This is a genomic window from Paenibacillus sp. FSL R10-2782, from assembly GCF_038592985.1.
In the GTDB taxonomy this organism is placed as follows: domain Bacteria; phylum Bacillota; class Bacilli; order Paenibacillales; family Paenibacillaceae; genus Paenibacillus; species Paenibacillus terrae_C.
This window is the reverse complement of the sequence record NZ_CP151951.1, coordinates 1,803,024-1,818,673: the sequence shown is the minus strand read 5'-3', so window position 1 is coordinate 1,818,673 and position 15,650 is coordinate 1,803,024. Positions and strand designations below refer to the sequence as shown.

Genomic DNA, 15,650 nt, shown 5'->3' with positions numbered 1-15,650 from the left:
ATGAAAGAGTTTACTAAACTAATAAAAAATCCTCTTACTAATACTAGATTAGTAAGAGGATTTATCCTATCTCATATATAGTAAGTCGACGAACGGTCTCGCTTACCCAAACCGCCCCATAATGTACTCCTGGGTCAGCTCATTTTCAGGATTAGTGAAAATATCATTCGTTTTGCCATGCTCAACCAGACTCCCGATATAAAAATAAGCAGTGTAATCGGAAATCCGAGCGGCCTGCTGCATATTGTGCGTTACGATGACGATGCGCAGCTCTTTTTTCAACTCGGTAATCAGCTCTTCCACCTTGCCTGTAGACACAGGGTCCAGCGCGGAGGCTGGCTCGTCAAGCAACAAAATTTTCGGTTGGACGGATAGCGCACGCGCAATACAAAGCCGCTGCTGCTGTCCACCTGATAACGCCAGGGCGGAATCATGAAGGCGGTCCTTGACCTCATCCCATAACGCCGCTTTACGCAGACTACTTTCGACGATTTCATCAAGCTGTTTCTTGTTACGAACACCCCGGTATTTGGGGCCGAAGGCGATGTTATTGTAAATGGATTTGTAAAACGGATTAGGCCGCTGCCACACCATTCCAATTTGCTGACGCAGCTTGATCACGTCTGTCCCCGGTGCAGTCAAATCCTGACCATCCATCCAGATGTGTCCTGTCGTAGAGGAGGATGCAATCTCATCGTTCATTCGGTTGAGCGAGCGCAAAAAGGTCGATTTACCACAGCCGGAAGGCCCGATCAGGGCGGTCACTGTCTGCTCGGGAAAGGCCAGATTTACTTTTTTTACAGCCTCAAAGCTGCCGTAATAGATACTTAAATCCTCGGTACTGAATGGTTGTGGAGCTTGCCCCGCAAGTTGTTCCGAGCGCGTAGATTGTATGGGTGTTGCAGGTGTTGCCGTTCGCGTAATGACTTGTTCCATGTTTCCCATCCCCTTTCTAATCCATCCGTTTGGCAGCTGTCAGGCGGCGGTAGACAACTCTTCCGAACCATCTTGCGATCAGGTTGAAGGCAAGTACGAGCAGCACCAATACCGCGGAAGCGCCTGCGGCAATATCCTTGGAATCAGGAGCGATGCCTTCACTGTTAACCTTCCAGATATGCACAGCCAGTGTCTCGGCAGGACGCATCGGATTAATGGGCGATCTGGCATGCAATGGATTCCAGTCAGTAAAATCAAGCGGCGGTGTACTCATCCCGGCTGTAAACAGCAACGCTGCTGCTTCCCCGAAAATGCGGCCTGCGGCCAAAATCGTCCCTGTAATCAAGCTTGGCAGCGCAGCAGGCAGCAAAATAGAGGTAATGATTTTCCACTTGGACAATCCGAGCGCAAGTCCGGCTTCCTTTTGCTCCTTGGGCACAGCCCGGAAAGCCTGCTCTGTCGTTCGAACCATCAGCGGCAGGTTGAATACCGCCAAAGCCAATGCCCCTGATAACAGGGAAAAACCAAAATTAAACGTATTTACGATCAGTAAAAGTCCGAACAAACCGATGACAATGGACGGGAACGAAGACAATACCTCGACGACAAGTCGTATGAAGTCCGTAATTTTCCCAGGCTTTGCATATTGCGCCATGTATATACCGGCACCCCAGCCAATCGGAATGGTGATAATCAAGGTTAAAATAAGTAAGAATACAGAGTTGAACAATTGCGGGCCGATACCCCCGCCTGCGCGTAGCGTCTGGGGAGCACTGGTTAAAAAGTCAAAGGAAATGTGACTGACTCCGCGTGCCAAAATGAATCCCAGCAAGCCCACTAGAAGTACGACAATGAATAGAGCGAAGAAACAGATTACAAATGTAGCGATTTTGTCGGTCGTTTTAGCTTTCATCAAATCCGGTTTCTCCTTTCAAGCAGCCTTACCAGCAGCACGAAGATGAATGTCATGAGCAGGAGAACAAGCGCCATGCTCCAGAGAGCATTGTTATGAACCGAGCCCATAGCTGTATTGCCCATGCTAAGTGTAATGACACTGGTCAAGGTCGAAGCGGATTCCAGCAAGGATTGCGGTATATGCGGAGCATTCCCGATCACCATCTGTACAGCCAGAGCTTCCCCGAAGGCACGAGCCATGCCGAGAATAATTCCTGTTAACAGAGCAGGCAGCAGTGTCGGAATAATAACACGTGCAATTGTCTGCCAGCGAGTAGCGCCCAGGGCGTAAGAGGACTCGCGCAGGCCACCTGGCAAGGATGACAACGCATCCGCCATAATACTCGTAATCGTCGGCAAAATCATCACTGACAACACGAGACAGCCAGCGAGAATCCCGATGCCTTGTCCCCCGAACACGTCCCGCAGCAACGGAACAATTACGGTCAAGCCGACAAAGCCGTATACTACGGACGGAATACCGGATAACAATTCAATCGCAGGTTGAAGGATACGTTTACCGGATTTGGGTACGATTTCGGTCATAAATAAAGCCGCACACAAGCTGAGCGGGCTGGCGATCAAGGCCGCCAGAACGGTTACAGCAAAAGAGCCTGTAATAAACGGAAGGGCACCGAAGGACATGGGCTCACCATCCGGGCTCCATTTGGTTCCGAAGAAAAACTCTTGCAGACTGACTCCATTCACCACAAATGTAGCTACACCTTTGGAGGCGACAAAATATACAATGGAGACAATGACTGCAACCAAAAAAACGACACAAACCGACGTATAAATGCGGCCGGTCCATTCTTCCCAGTAATGCCTTTCTTTCATACCTCGGGATCGTTTATTCTGTTCCATGTATGCCTTCCCTTCAATTGGTTCCATACTGTGACTCCTTTAACCGAAGAATAGAGGCTGGACGCTAGTCCGCCTCTTCTCCGTGAATATACTCGCGTTAGCTGCGTTTACCCAAACTGGAGGTGATCTCCTTATTTCGTAATATTACCGTCAGCATCGCGTTTAACTTGCATGCCTGATACCGGGATGTATCCCAGGTCTACGACATCGGATTTTTGGATTTCATCAGACAGAATGTAATCCAGGAATGCTTTTACATGCTCTTTTGGCTCACCTTTGGTGTACATATGCTCGTAAGCCCATACTGGATATTTACCTTGCTCTACATTTTCCACGTTAGCTTCAACACCATCGTATTTCAATGCTGTTACTGTGTTGTCGATGTAGGACAAGGCGAGGTAACCAATAGCACCCGGTGTTTCAGCAATCAGCTTTTTCACAGTACCGGAGGAATCTTCCTGAATGGAGCCTGGCAGATCTTCCGTTTTTTGTCCCAAAGCGTATTTTTCAAACGTTGCACGAGTACCGGAGCTGCTTGGACGGTTTACGATAACGATTTTTTGATCTGCGCCACCAACTTGTTTCCAGTTGGTAATTTTACCTGTGAAAATTTGTACCAATTGATCTTTCTTCAAATCTGCTACGCCTACTTTAGGATTCGCTACTGCTGACATAGCTACAACAGCTACTTGGTGATCGACCAGTTCATCTGCGCCGCTCTCCAATTTTTCTTTTGCAAACACATCGGAGTTACCGATATCCGCTTGTCCGCCAGAAACTTGAGTCAAGCCAGTACCGCTACCGCCGCCCTGCACTTGAACCGCAATTCCTTTATATTTATCTACAGCCATAAATTTTTGTCCCGCTTGCTCTACCAATGGTTGAAGTGCAGTGGAGCCAACAGCCAGAATGTTACCTGTCAGTTCAGTAGCTGCTTTATTGTCTGTTCCTGTAGCAGCGTCTCCTTGTGGTGCAGCATTGTTAGCTGATCCACAAGCTGCAAGTGCAAATACCATGGTAAGAGTCATCAGAATGAACGGCCATTTTTTCAACATTTTTTATTGTCCTCCCCTTATTTAAGTGACGGTTTTTTATTTATGACCATCAACACTTTTACATTGTAGGCTTGGAATGTTAGATGAACGACTTGGTTTTGTAAAAGAAATATTAAATATTGATAGATAATTTGTTTTTCAGTATATAATTAATCTATAGTCTATTTTTTATACATGAATGCCATGTAAGGAGAGCTGTTCAAGTCCATGAATATTTTAAAATTGCGCATTTTAATGATGATCGATAAATTCCACAAGGCGACGGATGTGGCCGAAGCCTTGCAAATTAAACAGCCTACCGTCAGCTTTCATATGAAAAGTCTGGAAAAGGAACTGGGAGTCTCCCTGTTCATCTCCCAACAAGGAAGAATTATGCTGACCGAAGCTGGCAAAAAACTGCTGCCTTACGCAAAGCAGATGGTTGCTCTGGAGCAAGAAGCAAGACAAACCGTGAATGAACTGGCAGAGCAGTCGCAGGGACAATTACATCTCGGCGCCGAGTCCATCTCGGGCACGTATGTACTCCCCTCTATGATTGCTACATTTGCTCAACAATATCCCGAATGCCAAATTCGGCTAGACATTCAATCCCCGGATAAAGTCAGACAACTGCTAAAGCAAGGGGAGATTGATTTTGCTTTTTTGAATGACGGAGAGTATTCTTCCGAGCATACGGTGGTAGAGCCTGTCGCTTCGGATCGAATTGGAGTTATCAGGTCTATGTCTGCGCAGCATATCTCCAAGCTAACGGATGTTTTGGGCACTGAAATGCTGGACAAGCATAGATGGGTTAGATATAGCGAAACATCTGTTGCAGATCCGTACTCCTCGCTGATCAAGCCCCACCTGGAAATGAATTCATGGGAGGCGGTAAAGCAGGTGGTAAGCGACGGAGAAGCACTTGCTTTCTTTCCTGCCTGTGGCGTTCTTCGCAACGATGGCAGTGACGTTCCGTCGGTCGAGTGGCTTCCATGGACTGATGCTGAGGGGAAGAATGAACGTTATCACATAAATATACTGTATCAAAGCGATACTAACCTCAGCATGATCCAACAGGCATTTCTGGATTTTACACGGATAGAAGGTCTGGAGGATAGAGAAGTTTAGAGAACATAAAAAAAGAGCATCCATGTCATAAGTGACTTGAATGCTCTCTCTACCGTACCTAAAAGATACAGCCTGTCTGTTATTATGAATAAGCTGGAGCTACGCTTGTGCAGGAACACAGCTAATTTTAATCAGGTTCGTAGAACCAGAAGCACCGAGCGGTATACCTGCGGTAATAACAACCAAATCGCCCTCTTTAACGAGACCGGATTTGTGACCGCCTTCCAGTGCGTTCTCGATCAGTTTGTCCGTCGTGTCTACGACAGGTCTGCCTTGTACTGCATGTACTCCCCAGATCAGAGCCAAGCGGCGAACTGTTCTTTCCTGCGTTGTCACAGCAATAATCGGAGCTTGTGGACGATATTTGGAAATCATACGTGCCGTTGTTCCGCTTTGTGTGGACGTCAGGATGGCTTTGGCATGCAGATCCAGCGCAGAAATGGAAACGGATTGGCTGATCGCTTCCGTAATACTAACTTCCTGAGCCGTTCTTTGTTTTTTGAACAAATCACGGTAGTTCAGAGCGGATTCTGCTTTCTCTGCAATACGGGACATCGTCAATACCGATTCTACCGGATATTTACCCGCAGCTGTTTCGCCGGACAGCATAATGGCATCTGTCCCGTCAAAAATGGCATTCGCTACGTCACTCGCTTCCGCACGGGTCGGACGCGGGTTACGTTGCATGGAATCCAGCATTTGTGTCGCGGTAATAACCGGCTTGCCAGCAACATTACACTTGGTAATCATCAATTTTTGTGCCAATGGCACTTCTTCAGCAGGAATTTCAACACCGAGGTCACCACGGGCAACCATCAGGCCATCGGAAGCTTCCAAAATTTCGTCCAAATTGTCGACACCTTGCTGATTTTCGATTTTGGAAATAATTTGAATGTGACTTGCATTATGCTTCGCCAGCAATTCACGAATTTCCAGTACGTCACTCGCTTTACGAACAAAAGAAGCTGCGATGAAATCAACGTCCTGCTCAATACCGAAAGTGATGTCGTTAGCATCCTTTTCTGTAATACCTGGCAAGGAAATGTTCACGCCGGGAACATTAACGCCTTTCTTGCTCTTGATCGTTCCGCCATTGACGATGCGGCATTTGATTTCACTGCCTGATACCTCAATAACGGTGAGTCCGATCAGACCGTCGTCGATCAGAATGGTGGAGCCGGGCTCCACGTCCGAAGGAAGATCCTGATACGTAATTGAAATACGATCTTTGTTACCCAGGATTTCTTCCGTTGTCAGTGTAATATACTCGTCCTGAACAAGCTCAATAGGTTCAACTTCGAGCTTTCCTGTCCGAATTTCCGGCCCCTTCGTATCGAGCAAAATAGCAACGTTTTTGTTAAGCTCCTTACAAGCTTGGCGGATATTTTTGATCCGGTTGCCATGCTCCTCGAAATCACCGTGAGAGAAATTCAGGCGGGCTACGTTCATACCAGCCAAAATCAATTTCTTCACATTTTCCAATGACTCACTGGAAGGACCGATGGTACATACAATCTTAGTTTTGCGCATTTGGGTTTTCCTCCGTTTTCAAAGGTGCTACTTTATAACTTTTTCCAACAATTAAATCTACTACACTTTTTCCTATTTGTATAGGAAGTTCGTCATATTTATTGTTACCCGTTTCCAGCTTATTACAACATGGGATCTATTGCCGAGTTTTCAAAAAGGTATATTGGCCTATTTTTCGAAACTTTTGATACCGATCTTCCCTCAATTCGTCGCAACTCATATTCAAAAGGTCAGCCAAATGGCGTTCCAGAGACTCCTTGATAGCGGCAGCGGTTACTTCATAGTTACGATGCGCGCCCCCCTTCGGCTCTGGCACGATATCCTCAATGATCTTCATCCGAAGGAGGTCATTCGCCGTAATCTTCATGGCCTCGGCAGCCTGATCCGCCTTGGAGGCATCCTTCCACAGAATCGAGGCCGCTCCGTTAGGGGAAATGGCCGAGTAGATGGCATGCTCCAGCATCAGCACACGGTTGCCGACGGCAAACGCAAGCGCACCGCCGCTTCCTCCCTCGCCGATGATCACACAAATAACAGGCACCGAAAGCTTTGCCATCTCCCGCAAATTGCGGGCAATCGCTTCCGATTGACCTCTCTCCTCTGCTGTATTACCCGGATAAGCGCCCTTCGTATCAATAAATGTAATGATTGGGCGATTGAATTTGTCAGCCTGCTGCATTAGACGCAAGCCTTTACGGAATCCCTCCGGGTGCGCGCTCCCGAAAAACCGCGCGATGTTATCCTTCGTATCCTTGCCGCGTTGCTGCCCAATGACGGTTACCGGAATACCATTCAACTTGGCAATTCCACCCACGACCGCAAGATCGTCGCCATACAGGCGGTCGCCGTGCAGTTCAATAAAGTCCGTAAACACCTGCCCAATCAAATCAAGCGACGTCGGTCGCTGATGATGACGAGCCACGTGCATTTTTTGCGGTGCTGAAATGTTTGTATATATTTCTTCCTCCATCTGGAGATAGCGTTCCTCCAGACGGTTAATTTCATCGGTAAAATCAATTTGCTTATCCTGTCCGAATTGCTTGAGTTCTTCGATCTTCTGTCGCATCTCGACCAGGGGCTTTTCATAAGGCAATTCGCCAGCCATCTATTCCACCTCTTTCGTGCTGTGCAAATCGAGCAGTTGGCCAAGTGTATCGCGCAGTTCCTTGCGATGTACAACCATATCCAATTGTCCGTGCTGCAAATTAAATTCGGAGGTTTGAAAATCGTCCGGTAGCTTCTGTCGGATCGTCTGTTCGATCACGATACGTCCGGCAAAACCGAACACTGCTCCCGGTTCCGCGATGTTAATATCTCCAAGCGTAGCAAAGCTAGCGGATACTCCACCTGTAGTCGGATCGGTGATAACGGAAATATAGAGCAATCCCTGCTCGTCCATACGAGCGAGTGCTGCACTGGTTTTGGCCATCTGCATCAGGCTCAAAATACTTTCCTGCATACGCGCCCCACCAGATGTGGAGAAAATAATAAGTGGAAGACGCTTGTCTATCGCCTGCTCAATGGCGCGGGTAATTTTCTCCCCGACGACCGACCCCATGCTGCCGGTAAAAAAGTCAAAGCTCATCACTGCAACAACAGCCGGAAGCCCATGAATGAGCCCATCGCCCGTAATGACAGCCTCTCGCAAACCGGATTTCAGCGTCTGCTGCTCCAGCTTGCTTGCATAACCTGGAAAACCTAGCGGATCAACCGAAATCATATCGGCATCATATTCCGTAAATGTATCTTCATCGAGCACCATGCGAATACGATCCATAGCATTAAGACGCATATGGTATCCACAAACCGGGCACACCTTCAGATTTTTTTCCAACTCTTTACTGTATTGAATGCTTCCGCATTTGCCACATTTGGTCATAAGACCTTCGGGAATTTCCCGTTTGGGACGATCCGGCATGTCCGCTTGATCGCCGCTCAGCGCCCGTTCCGAAGGGATGGTCGCGTATTTACGCTTCTTTTGGAATAAATCTTTAAACACAACTACACCTCTCCAGCCGTTTATTTGTCAGCCGTAACCGATACAAGGTCCTCTGCCGTCTGTGCGGCATCTCTTAGCATTATGTTTATACACACGTCAACGCCTGTTTTGCAAAACATTACCGCCAATCGTGCATCCTTCGTTCCACTCATGCTGCTGTATCACTTCCGCCGTTCCGGACTCAAGGGCGCAAAATCGAATTAAGCACTTCCTGTATTTCTTCGACTTCACCCGAAGGCACAAGTATCTCAAACTGCTGCTTGGACGCGCTGATGGCCCGGGCCTGCACCATAAAACCTTCTTCCGACAGTTTGAGCTTAATCATGTCAGCCAGTCTGGCCGTCGGTGCAATATAGATCACCGTCCACATGCCTTGTTTCTACCCCCTAAGCCTCAAGTTTTGAGCCCATATAATAGACTCATGATAACATACCTTACTTTTTTCCCGCAACAAAAGCCCTTCTGCTCGGTCAAGATCGGTCAGAGGGCCCAGAAAATCATTGACTCTGTCGTGCAGGTGAATCAAGTTTCCAATGACACGGGGTATTGCTTGGCATGAGGACTGCGATGAGCAATGCGCGAAGAAGCGGCAGCTGCCAATCCGGCGACCAGATCGTCCAGAAATACATGAATACCGCTGCCTTTACGGTTTAGCTGTTCAATGATTCCCGTCTTTTCTTTATCCAGATAACCAAAACTGGTCAAGCCAATCATACCATACACGCTCGTAATCCCGAGGGCCAGTGTCTCGTCCACTCCGTACAGGGGTTCATCTGCCTCCATAATGGCTTGCAGCGGCTGGGGAAGAAGTTTTTTTTCGGCCAGCTCATCAAGCGCAATACCCGTGAACAGCGTATACTGCACTTCCCGCTTCTGCAAAACTGCCTTTACGCTGTCCACACATTCTTCAATGGTCAAATGAGGGTAATATTTTAGCTGAAGCTGAAAAACAATGTCCGCTATGGACTCGATACTAATCCCTCTGCGAATTAACAGGGTTTCCGCGTATTCATAGGACATGATTTCCCTCCCGCCTTCACCATACAGTTCTGTCTTCCAGCTTGCGGAACCTTATAGTGTTGGATAAGTGCTGATGCTCCTGTTCCGCCAGTGTTCCAAGTGTATGCGGGAGGGGAGGAAAATGTTCATTATTTAACTTTCACCGTGCCTGCACCCAGCATGGACTCCATCCGGTCGAAAAGCTGAGGCGAAGGCTTGATGCTGTAAGCATCACTCAACGCCAGCAAACGCTGGCTGCTCTCATAAAAGAGTACGGTAGGCAACGCACCGGGATGCTCCTGTAGCAGCGCCTTGAGGCTGACCAGCAAGCTGGCGTCCTCCTCGGCCTGGCGGGTGATTTTGACAAACACCCGCTGACGGGCCGTCGGCTCCCAACCACGCGGAGCCGAGGCTTGTTCGCCGGGAGCCGCTTCCGAGACGTGCGGCGAAGTGCCCGTGCCCGGGCGAGCCGCCGCAGCGGGCGGGACCGCTGGCGCCGTAGTCGGCTGCGCAGACGACTCGGCTGCCGACGGACTCGACGGCACGCGCGGCGTTCGTCCGCCGCCAGCGGCAGAGCCAGTCGCTGACGCGGGCTTTCCGGCCGCGGCGGACGAACGCGCTCCGGCACGTCGGCGCTGGAGAAGCCGCGCCAGCGAATCCTCCGCCAGCGGGGCGGCCTCGTCCGCAAGGAGCTTGAAATGCTCGTCCTGGTGCTGCATTTTGGCACGAAACGCAAGCAGTGCTCCCTTTTCAATCCACTGGTGGCTTCGCTTCCACACTTCGGGAAATAACACAACCTCGCAGCGCTCAATCTGATCCTCCAGCTCGATAAAGGCCATAGCCTTCCCCTGCTTGGTCGTAATCGTCTTGAGCGACACAACCATACCTGCGGTCACAACAACCGCTTCATCCGGCACATCGCCCAATTCCATCAGACGCTCCGCATCGGTGCTTTCCAGCAACGTCTCAAAATCATCCAGCGGATGCCCGGACAGATACAGTCCCAACAGCTCACGTTCCAGCTCTAACTGCTGACCCGCACTGAATTTCGGAACTTCGGGATATTCGATATCCCAATTGGGCATTTCCACAAAACCGAACATATCAATTTGCAAATCGTCACGTTCCTTGCGCCATTTGACCGCCGCATCCACCGTTTCATCCAGCATGGCAAGCAGTTGTGCCCGATGACCCGGCAACGAGTCAAACGCCCCTGCCTGAATGAGCGATTCGATCACTCGCTTATTGCATACCCTCAAATCCACGCGACGACAAAAGTCGAGCAGGCTGTCGAAAGGACGCTCCTTGCGAACGGCGAGAATACTTTCCATCGCCTGCGTGCCGACATTTTTAATCGCGGCCAGCCCAAAGCGGATATTACCCTGCTGCAACGGGGTAAACAGCACCCCGCTTTCATTCACATCAGGCGGCAGAACCGCCATATCCATACGACGGCATTCGACGACATATTCTGCCACTTTGCGGTGGCTACCCATCACTGCTGTCAGCATGGAAGCCATAAACTGCACCGGATAATGGGCTTTAAGATACGCCGTCTGGAACGCCAGCACACCATAAGCAGCCGCATGTGCACGCGGAAATCCATAGTCTGCAAAACGGACAATCATATCGTAGACCCTTCCGGCTTCCTCTTCCGTGTAGCCCTGCTTGACACTGCCCTCCACAAAATGGCCACGCTCAAGGTCCAGCACTTCGCGTTTTTTCTTGGACACAGCGCGGCGGAGCAAATCCGCTTCTCCCAAGGAAAAGCCCGCCATGCGCGAAGCAATCTGCATAATTTGCTCCTGATACACGATAATGCCGTACGTATCCTTCAGGATGGGTTCCAGATCAGGATGCGGATAATGAACCTCAATCTCCCCGTGCTTGGCCTGAATAAAGTTAGGAATGAAGCCCATTGGACCTGGACGATACAAGGCCAATACAGAAATAATATCCTCGAACACACTTGGCTTTAGATCCTTGAGCACCCGGCGTACCCCTGCCGACTCCAACTGGAATACACCGCCTGTGTCGCCTTTGCCCAGCATGTCATAGGTAAGTGAGTCATTGTCGGGAATGCGGCTAAAATCAGGTGTCTCCCCATGTTCTTCGGTAATCCAACGCATACAGCGTTCAATAATAGAAAGGGTGCGCAGCCCAAGAAAATCCATTTTCAGCAAACCGATCCGCTCCAGATTTTCCATCGAGTATTGTGTCAGGGGAACCCCTTCACTCCCCTCTTGAAGCGGAACTGCATCAGTCAGCGGAGTCCGCGAAATGACGACACCCGCCGCATGGGTCGAAGCATGACGTGGCATGCCCTCTACTTTAATCGCCATATCCAGCAGCTCACGCGTCTTGGGCTTGGTTTCATACAGCGTCTTCAGCTCCGGGGTGATCTCAAGCGCATGACGGATATTAATCCCGAGCTGCGCAGGAATCAGCTTGGCCGCCTTGTCCACCTCGCCATACGGCACGTTCAACGCACGCCCAACGTCACGCACTGCGGCTCTTGCCGCCAGCGTTCCGAAGGTAATAATTTGCGCTACATGCTCGTTGCCGTACTTCTGCACCACATAGTCAATAACCTCATCCCGTCGTTCATCGCTGAAATCAATATCTATATCCGGCATGCTGATCCGTTCAGGATTCAGAAACCGTTCAAACAGCAGGTTATATTTCATCGGATCAACATTCGTGATATTAAGTACATAAGCGACCAGACTGCCCGCCGAGGAACCCCGTCCCGGGCCGGTAGCAATATGATGCTTATGAGCGAAAGCGATAAAATCCCACACGATCAGAAAATAATCACTGAATCCCATGCTGTCAATCGTGTTGAGCTCATAACTGAGCCGCTGTTCCAGCCTTTCCCGTTGCTCCGGTTGTCCCCACGACAGACCACTCCCATAACGACGCTCCAGCCCTTGCACACACAAACTGCGCAGATAGGTCGAAGGAGTCATGCCTTCCGGTAGCGGACGATATTCTGGCAAAATAGATTGCCCAAATTCCAGCTCCAGTTCACACTTTTCAGCAATACGCACCGTATTATCGATCGCTTCCGCCACATGCGGGAACAAGCGAGCCATGTCCTCCTGGCTTTTCAGGAACAACTGACGTGTCGGTATGCGCAAGCGTTCCTCGTCGTCGACCGTCTTGCCTGTCCCAATACAGATCAGAACGTCTTGTACATCTGCATCCGGCTCGGTCAGATAATGCACGTCATTGGTGGCTACCAGCGGAATATCCAACTCCTTCGCCAAAGCGATCAGAAGAGGATTTACGCGCTTTTGCTCCGATAGACCGTGATCCTGAAGCTCCAGATAAAAATCATCACCAAAAATGTTGCGATAGCGTTCCGCTGCCCGTCGTGCTTCGGCTTCCCGGCCATGCAGCAAATGCTGCGGCACTTCACCGCCTAAACATGCGCTCAAGCATATGATGCCTTCATGATGAGCAGCCAGCGCTTCCATGTCGATGCGCGGCTTGTAGTGAAAGCCCTCCAAATGGCCGATAGAGCACAGCTTCATCAGATTTTGATAGCCTGTTTTATTTTTGGCGAGCAAAATTAAATGATATATGGGCTGATCCTTCCGGCTGCCGCGCTCCTTGCGCGAGCCTGCCGTCATATAGGCCTCACACCCGATAATCGGCTTAATGCCGTTCTCCACACACGCTCTGTAAAAAGGAATGGCACCATACATCACCCCGTGATCCGTAAGGGCAAGTGCCTTCATTCCGTAAGCTGATGCCTGTTTGACCAACTCCGCGGTACGAGCCGCGCCGTCCAGCAGGCTGTACTCGCTGTGAACATGCAAATGCACAAATGAACTCATGCGCTTCTCTTCCTTTCACCGCTTGTTTTTCTTCAAACTATTTTATCATATCCGCGTTGGTAGCGCCCATACAATAAAAGTACAGACCCGGGCGGACAAGCGCGGTCCTGATTCGTACACCTTAAAGGAGGAAAAGAGCATGAGCACTTTTATATCCAAAGCGATTCTCGACTTCTTCATTGCCTTCGGCATCGTGCTCGGGGGAGCCATGCTCGGCGGAATGGGAGCTGTGGTATCGCTTCAGCCGCCTACCCAGACGATGCTGGAGGTTGCCGGGAGAATTAAAATATGGGCGCTTGCCGCCGCTGTGGGGGGAACGATGGACCCGATCAGGGTCATTGAAAGCAATATGCTGGATGGTAATTTGTCGCCTGCCATTAAGCAGATATTGTATTTGATTTTCGCCTTTTTAGGCGCTCATATGGGTGCAGAGCTGGTCAAGTGGGTGTGCGGCAACGGACGGCCGTGAGGTGAAACGACCATGAGAGTCCCCCCCTTTGAGCGCCTGCGCCCTTTTATGCAATTATCCTCCGTCTTCGTGCTGGGCATGATTACCGGAGCAATGGTCTACAATGCCATCTGGCACGCCAGCTTCAACGAGCTGTGGACGAACAATCAGGACCTGCAATTCCAGCTCCAGCAAGCGCAGGAGGACAATAGAACACTGCGCAAATACAGCAAACGCCAGACTGTTGTGAAAGAAATCAAATTAATCGCAGAAGAAACCTCGGCCGAAAAAATTGACTCTATTAATCTGAAGGAGCTTCTTCGCCGCGTCAGCCGGGATTTGGAGGTACTGCGAGGCCGGGACATGTTCGAGATTGATTCCGACAGCAAGCTGGTACGCATGCTGCTTCACCAAAAAAAATACACCGTTCGTGACAAGGAGTATACGATCCAGGTCAAAACGATGCTTGTAATGGAAGGTGTCCTGCAAATTTGGCTGGAGGCAAAAGAAAGACTTCCAGAAAGTCATTGAGCGCTCTACTCCGACTCCACTTACTACACACATATGGAAATTAACCGTGTTCAATGGAGTGGAGCGTCATCACCGCTTTGCATACCAATTGATTTTCGCGTGAAATTGTAATTTCCAGCTTGCAGGTGCGGCGGCTCGTTTCCAGCATCAATGGACGAAGGACTATGGCATCCTCAATCTGTACGGGTCGGATAAAATAGGTCGTTAGATTGTCCAGCACATAATCCTTTCCGCTCATGTCTCTGGCCACCCGGTAGCCCGCTTGTGTCATCACATTGACCAGCACGCCTTCTGAAATGGTACCCAGATTGGTCGCCATCTGAGGAATGACGAAGCCCCGAAAAAATAATGATCCGTCCTCATCACGCTCCTCTGCAAATCCGTTCCAAATGAGCTGGTCGAACGTCTCGCCAAGCTGTGGCTGCTTTTGGGCGTTGCGCAGTGCGTCCAGTACCTCCCGCCGGGTAACGGAACCCAGCAGCTTGCGGTTGCGGTCAACGACCGGTAAATAATCCACACCTTCCCACGCCATCATCTGCGCAGCCGAAGCGAGCGAGGTCTGGTAGGTCACTGTTACGGGATTGCGGATCAGGCATTTGTCCATCGTATGCTCGGGCTGCAGTCCCTCCACATCCTTGCGGCTGACGATACCGATCAGGCGGTTCCATTCATCCACCACCGCAAAATGGTGATTTCCAGTCGTCACCGAAAGCTCTTCAAATTCGGTAAGGGTACTGTTGATTTTCAAGGTCTGCGTCTTCGGTTTACCTGCCGCGATGTCTTCAATCAGCATAATCTTCTTTTTGATCAAGCGGTCGAAAATCGCTCTATTAATCATAGAGGCCACCGTAAAGGTATCGTGACGCGAAGAAATGATCGGCAAACTGATCTGGTCCGCCAGTTGCTTAACCTCCCGGCTCGTACCGAAGCCGCCTGTAATCAGCACGCCTGCTCCCTGCTCTAGCGCAAGGGAATGTGCATCCTCACGGTTACCAACGATCAGCAAGCTGCCTGCATCAATGTATCGGGCCATAGCCTCTTCACGCATCGCTCCAATGACATATTTGTGCAAGGGCTTTTCCAGCCCCTCGCTTCCTCCCAGCACATGTCCCTCCACAATATTCACGACATCGGCAAAGGTCAGCTGCTCGGACAACCCCCGTGGGCGCTTTTCTACCCGCACCGTCCCGATCCGTTCCTTGGTAATGACAATTCCCAGGTTCTCCGCTTCCTTCACGGCTCGGTAGGCCGTTCCTTCGCTGACACTCATTTCTTTAGCCAACCTGCGCACAGAAATTTTGGAGCCTATTTTCAACTGCTCGATATGACGCAATAGCTGCTCATGCTTCGTAACTGCTTCATCTAGCCCATCCAACTCTGTTACA

The 15,650-nt window shown here is 50.0% G+C and carries 14 protein-coding genes; 3 read left to right on the top strand and 11 right to left on the bottom strand.

Features of this window, described 5'->3' with window-relative positions; all coding sequences use genetic code 11:
- Positions 1-102: 102 nt before the first annotated feature.
- From pstB to NST83_RS08425, 4 genes are all read right to left on the bottom strand, one after another.
- Positions 103-936: a phosphate ABC transporter ATP-binding protein PstB gene (gene pstB, locus NST83_RS08440; protein WP_137062440.1), complete on the bottom strand. Its 834-nt coding sequence runs from the start codon at positions 934-936 to the stop codon at positions 103-105.
- 16 nt (positions 937-952) lie between these two features.
- Complete coding sequence (pstA, locus tag NST83_RS08435; RefSeq protein ID WP_137062810.1) at positions 953-1,849, bottom strand: phosphate ABC transporter permease PstA; 897 nt, start codon at positions 1,847-1,849, stop codon at positions 953-955.
- Entirely contained in the window at positions 1,849-2,781 is a 933-nt protein-coding gene (pstC, locus tag NST83_RS08430) for a phosphate ABC transporter permease subunit PstC (RefSeq protein WP_137062439.1), read from the bottom strand. Before pstC ends, pstA begins: the two co-directional genes overlap by 1 nt.
- Before the next feature lie 104 nt (positions 2,782-2,885).
- Complete coding sequence (locus tag NST83_RS08425) at positions 2,886-3,809, bottom strand: phosphate ABC transporter substrate-binding protein (RefSeq protein WP_137062438.1); 924 nt, start codon at positions 3,807-3,809, stop codon at positions 2,886-2,888.
- A gap of 207 nt (positions 3,810-4,016) precedes the next feature.
- On the opposite strand from NST83_RS08425, the gene NST83_RS08420 reads away from it, so the two are divergent.
- Positions 4,017-4,916: a LysR family transcriptional regulator gene (locus tag NST83_RS08420; protein WP_342417291.1), complete on the top strand. Its 900-nt coding sequence runs from the start codon at positions 4,017-4,019 to the stop codon at positions 4,914-4,916.
- A 99-nt stretch (positions 4,917-5,015) separates the two neighbouring features.
- Here the strand turns inward: NST83_RS08420 and pyk are convergent, their stop codons facing one another.
- From pyk to NST83_RS08390, 6 genes are all read right to left on the bottom strand, one after another.
- On the bottom strand, positions 5,016-6,446 hold the full coding sequence (gene pyk, locus NST83_RS08415; protein WP_137062436.1) for a pyruvate kinase: 1,431 nt from the start codon (positions 6,444-6,446) through the stop codon (positions 5,016-5,018).
- Positions 6,447-6,582: 136 nt separating this feature from the next.
- A complete protein-coding gene (locus tag NST83_RS08410) occupies positions 6,583-7,551 on the bottom strand; it encodes an acetyl-CoA carboxylase carboxyltransferase subunit alpha (RefSeq protein WP_342417290.1) in 969 nt (322 codons plus the stop codon).
- On the bottom strand, positions 7,552-8,445 hold the full coding sequence (gene accD / locus NST83_RS08405) for an acetyl-CoA carboxylase, carboxyltransferase subunit beta (RefSeq protein ID WP_137062434.1): 894 nt from the start codon (positions 8,443-8,445) through the stop codon (positions 7,552-7,554).
- A 181-nt stretch (positions 8,446-8,626) separates the two neighbouring features.
- On the bottom strand, positions 8,627-8,815 hold the full coding sequence (locus tag NST83_RS08400) for a hypothetical protein (protein WP_013309585.1): 189 nt from the start codon (positions 8,813-8,815) through the stop codon (positions 8,627-8,629).
- A gap of 152 nt (positions 8,816-8,967) precedes the next feature.
- Positions 8,968-9,465 carry a phosphatidylglycerophosphatase A gene (locus NST83_RS08395; RefSeq protein ID WP_137062433.1) on the bottom strand — a complete coding sequence of 166 codons (498 nt, stop codon included), beginning with the start codon at positions 9,463-9,465 and terminating at the stop codon, positions 8,968-8,970.
- Between the two features lie 128 nt (positions 9,466-9,593).
- Positions 9,594-13,286, bottom strand: coding sequence for a DNA polymerase III subunit alpha (locus NST83_RS08390; RefSeq protein WP_342417289.1), 3,693 nt, complete (start codon positions 13,284-13,286; stop codon positions 9,594-9,596).
- 139 nt (positions 13,287-13,425) lie between these two features.
- Between NST83_RS08390 and NST83_RS08385 the strand changes: the two genes are divergently transcribed.
- Positions 13,426-13,755 carry a YtrH family sporulation protein gene (locus NST83_RS08385; RefSeq protein ID WP_013309582.1) on the top strand — a complete coding sequence of 110 codons (330 nt, stop codon included), beginning with the start codon at positions 13,426-13,428 and terminating at the stop codon, positions 13,753-13,755.
- Between the two features lie 12 nt (positions 13,756-13,767).
- On the top strand, positions 13,768-14,265 hold the full coding sequence (locus tag NST83_RS08380; RefSeq protein ID WP_137062431.1) for a hypothetical protein: 498 nt from the start codon (positions 13,768-13,770) through the stop codon (positions 14,263-14,265).
- A 40-nt stretch (positions 14,266-14,305) separates the two neighbouring features.
- On the opposite strand, the gene NST83_RS08375 is transcribed toward NST83_RS08380, so the two are convergent.
- On the bottom strand, positions 14,306-15,640 hold the full coding sequence (locus NST83_RS08375) for a DRTGG domain-containing protein (protein WP_342417288.1): 1,335 nt from the start codon (positions 15,638-15,640) through the stop codon (positions 14,306-14,308).
- Positions 15,641-15,650 lie beyond the last annotated feature (10 nt).

What these genes read in the sequence shown, in the direction of transcription:
- pstB (WP_137062440.1), bottom strand. Translation starts at nt 936, where the DNA reads ATGGAACAAGTCATTACGCGAACGGCAACACCTGCAACACCCATACAA.
- pstA (WP_137062810.1), bottom strand. Translation starts at nt 1,849, where the DNA reads ATGAAAGCTAAAACGACCGACAAAATCGCTACATTTGTAATCTGTTTC.
- pstC (WP_137062439.1), bottom strand. Translation starts at nt 2,781, where the DNA reads ATGGAACCAATTGAAGGGAAGGCATACATGGAACAGAATAAACGATCC.
- NST83_RS08425 (WP_137062438.1), bottom strand. Translation starts at nt 3,809, where the DNA reads ATGTTGAAAAAATGGCCGTTCATTCTGATGACTCTTACCATGGTATTT.
- NST83_RS08420 (WP_342417291.1), top strand. Translation starts at nt 4,017, where the DNA reads ATGAATATTTTAAAATTGCGCATTTTAATGATGATCGATAAATTCCAC.
- pyk (WP_137062436.1), bottom strand. Translation starts at nt 6,446, where the DNA reads ATGCGCAAAACTAAGATTGTATGTACCATCGGTCCTTCCAGTGAGTCA.
- NST83_RS08410 (WP_342417290.1), bottom strand. Translation starts at nt 7,551, where the DNA reads ATGGCTGGCGAATTGCCTTATGAAAAGCCCCTGGTCGAGATGCGACAG.
- NST83_RS08400 (WP_013309585.1), bottom strand. Translation starts at nt 8,815, where the DNA reads ATGTGGACGGTGATCTATATTGCACCGACGGCCAGACTGGCTGACATG.
- NST83_RS08395 (WP_137062433.1), bottom strand. Translation starts at nt 9,465, where the DNA reads ATGTCCTATGAATACGCGGAAACCCTGTTAATTCGCAGAGGGATTAGT.
- NST83_RS08390 (WP_342417289.1), bottom strand. Translation starts at nt 13,286, where the DNA reads ATGAGTTCATTTGTGCATTTGCATGTTCACAGCGAGTACAGCCTGCTG.
- NST83_RS08385 (WP_013309582.1), top strand. Translation starts at nt 13,426, where the DNA reads ATGAGCACTTTTATATCCAAAGCGATTCTCGACTTCTTCATTGCCTTC.
- NST83_RS08380 (WP_137062431.1), top strand. Translation starts at nt 13,768, where the DNA reads ATGAGAGTCCCCCCCTTTGAGCGCCTGCGCCCTTTTATGCAATTATCC.